Genomic DNA, 2651 nt, shown 5'->3' with positions numbered 1-2651 from the left:
GGCTGCCGCCATCAGCCTGCCGCTGGGCTACACCTCGGCCAAGGAATACGCCGAGCTCGAGTGGCCCATCGACATCCTGATCGCCGCCGTGTGGGTGTCCTACGCCATCGTGTTCTTCGGCACCATCGGCATCCGCAAGGTCAAGCACATCTACGTGGCCAACTGGTTCTTCGGCTCCTTCATCATCGCCGTGGCCCTGCTGCACATCGTCAACAGCGCCGCCATTCCGGCCGGCTTCATGAAGAGCTACTCGGCCTATGCCGGCGTGCAGGATGCCATGGTGCAGTGGTGGTATGGCCACAACGCCGTGGGCTTCTATCTCACCACCGGCTTCCTCGGGATGATGTACTACTTCATCCCCAAGCAGGCCGGCCGCCCGGTGTACAGCTACCGCCTGTCGATCGTGCACTTCTGGGCGCTGATCTTCACCTACATGTGGGCCGGCCCGCACCACCTGCACTACACCGCGCTGCCCGACTGGACGCAGTCCGTGGGCATGGTGTTCTCGCTGATTCTGCTGGCGCCCAGCTGGGGCGGGATGATCAACGGCATCATGACCCTGTCGGGTGCCTGGCACAAGCTGCGCGACGACCCCATCCTGCGCTTTTTGATCGTGTCGCTGTCGTTCTACGGCATGTCCACGTTCGAGGGCCCGATGATGTCCATCAAGACCGTCAACGCCCTGAGCCACTACACCGACTGGACCGTGGGCCACGTGCACGCCGGGGCTCTCGGCTGGGTCGGCCTGATCACCATGGGTTCGCTGTATTACCTGGTGCCGCGCCTGTTCGGCAAGGAGAAGATGCACTCCATCAAGGCGATCGAGCTGCACTTCTGGCTGGCCACCATCGGCATCGTGCTGTACATCGCCGCGATGTGGATCGCCGGTGTGATGCAGGGCCTGATGTGGCGCGCCGTCAACCCGGACGGCACCCTGACCTACACCTTCGTCGAGAGCGTGAAGGCCACCTATCCGTTCTACGCGATCCGCTTTGCGGGCGGCGTGCTGTACCTGGCGGGCATGTGCATCATGGCCTGGAACGTCTGGGTCACCGCCATCTCCGGCCGCTCCGTCAAGCTGCCCATCCCCGCAGTCAACCCTGCGCACGCCTGAGCACCAGGAGCCTTTGAAACATGTCCAACGCCAATAAAAGCACTGGCTTCACGCACGAGAAGGTCGAGACCAGCAACTTTCTGATGATCGTGCTGATCCTCGTCGTGGTCGCCATTGGGGGGCTGGTGGAGATCGTGCCGCTGTTCTTCCAGAAGTCCACGACCGAACCCATCCAGGGCCTCAAGCCCTACACCGCGCTGCAGCTGGCCGGGCGCGACATCTACGTGCGCGAGGGTTGCTACAACTGCCACTCGCAGATGATCCGCCCGTTCCGCGCCGAGACGCTGCGCTATGGCCACTACTCGGTGGCCGGCGAGTTCGTCTACGACCATCCCTTCCAGTGGGGCTCCAAGCGCACCGGCCCGGACCTGCACCGCGTGGGCGGCAAGTACAGCGACGAGTGGCACCGCATCCACCTGATCAACCCGCGCGACGTGGTGCCCGAGTCGAACATGCCGGCCTACCCGTGGCTGGAGAAGAACTTGGTGAACGCCGAGGCCATGCCAAGGCACATGAAGGCGCTGCGCACCGTGGGCGTGCCCTACACCGACGAGGAGATCGCCAAGGCGAGCGAGGACGTCAAGGGCAAGACCGAGATGGAGGCCGTGATCGCCTACCTGCAGGTGCTGGGCCGCGCGCTGCGCTGAACACCGGGGAAGCAAAGGAGAGCCGATATGGACATCACCACCATGCGCATCGTGGCCACGCTGGCCTCGTTCGCCTGCTTCCTCGGGATCTGGTTCTGGGCCTGGCGGCGCAGCAACCAGGCACGCTTCGACGAGGCGGCGCAGCTGCCCTTCGCCGAGGACTGAGGGACTCGGAAAACAAGACAAGAGAGAGAATCCATGAGCGATTTCACCAGTGATTTCTGGTCCTTCTACGTCGCGGGCTTCACAGTCGTCGGCATCGTCGCGTGCGGCCTGCTGCTGTGGCTGACCTCGCGCAAGAAGGTCGAGTCGGCTGCCGACAACACCACGGGCCACGTCTGGGACGAGGACCTGACCGAGATGAACAACCCCATGCCGCGCTGGTGGATGTGGCTGTTCGTGCTCACCCTGCTGTTTGCGGCGGGCTACCTGTTCGCCTACCCGGGCCTGGGCTCCTACCAGGGCAAGCTCGGCTGGACGCAGCTGGGCGAGTACCGCGCCGAGGTCAGCCGCGCCCAGGAGGCCGAAGCACCGGTATACGCCCGCTTTGCGAACATGAAGACCGAGGAGCTCGCTGCCGACCCGGCGGCCATGGCCATCGGCGACCGCCTGTTCATGAACAACTGCGCGCAGTGCCACGGCTCGGATGCGCGCGGCAGCAAGGGCTTCCCGAACCTGACCGATGGCGACTGGCTGCACGGCGGCACGCCCGAGGCCATTCGCCAGTCCATCACGGAGGGCCGGGTGGGCGTGATGCCCCCGCAGGCGGCTGCCGTGGGATCGGCCGAGGACGTGCGCAACCTCGCGCACTACGTGCTGAGCCTGTCGGGCAGCCCGCACGACTCGCTGCGTGCCTCGCTGGGCAAGTCCAAGTTCACGGCCTGCGCCGC

General features: G+C 65.0%; 4 protein-coding genes. All 4 read left to right on the top strand.

Translation table 11 applies throughout. The annotated features are described in order from the left end of the window. On the top strand, positions 1-1114 hold a 1114-nt coding region (gene ccoN, locus A612_RS05650; protein WP_019373559.1), incomplete at its 5' end, for a cytochrome-c oxidase, cbb3-type subunit I. Between the two features lie 20 nt (positions 1115-1134). Next, a complete protein-coding gene (ccoO, locus tag A612_RS05645) occupies positions 1135-1761 on the top strand; it encodes a cytochrome-c oxidase, cbb3-type subunit II (protein WP_019373558.1) in 627 nt (208 codons plus the stop codon). 27 nt (positions 1762-1788) lie between these two features. After that, positions 1789-1926, top strand: a complete 138-nt coding sequence (locus A612_RS05640; protein ID WP_019373557.1) for a cbb3-type cytochrome oxidase subunit 3 — start codon at positions 1789-1791, stop codon at positions 1924-1926. 33 nt (positions 1927-1959) lie between these two features. Next, positions 1960-2651 (top strand): cytochrome-c oxidase, cbb3-type subunit III (gene ccoP / locus A612_RS05635; RefSeq protein ID WP_019373556.1); only part of this gene is annotated, 692 nt, incomplete at its 3' end.

It is taken from the genome of Melaminivora alkalimesophila, from assembly GCF_000282995.1.
In the GTDB taxonomy this organism is placed as follows: Bacteria; Pseudomonadota; Gammaproteobacteria; order Burkholderiales; family Burkholderiaceae_C; genus Melaminivora; species Melaminivora alkalimesophila.
Note: the sequence above shows the minus strand (reverse complement) of the source record. Positions and strands in the feature narration are given on the sequence as shown.